At 54.9% G+C, this 268-nt stretch carries 1 protein-coding gene; it reads right to left on the reverse strand.

What is annotated here, in order from left to right; all coding sequences use genetic code 11:
* On the reverse strand, positions 1-232 hold a 232-nt coding region (locus SB765_RS30110), incomplete at its 3' end, for a pyruvate formate lyase family protein (protein WP_410932560.1).
* Positions 233-268: the final 36 nt, after the last annotated feature.

Below are 268 nucleotides of genomic sequence, written 5' to 3' on the forward strand. Positions count from 1 at the left end.
GCGTCTGGTTGAGTTCAACGTCGCGGCGATAGTACGGGTAGAGATACTGGTCCATACGACCAAACGATACTGAGTGACCGTTAGATTCGATCTGCAAAATCAACTGGATGAAGTAACACAGTTGCAGCGCCTGCCAGAAAGTCTGCGGCGGCTGGTGGGCGATAAGATCGCAGTTTTCTGCCATCGCCAGCAGTTCATCGCGACGGCTTTCGCGGGTTTCGGTCGCGGCCATTTCACGCGCCAGGGCAGCGAAACGTTCAATGTGTTC

This window comes from Pseudomonas sp. SIMBA_067 (assembly GCF_046534675.1).
Lineage (GTDB): Bacteria > Pseudomonadota > Gammaproteobacteria > Pseudomonadales > Pseudomonadaceae > Aquipseudomonas > Aquipseudomonas putida.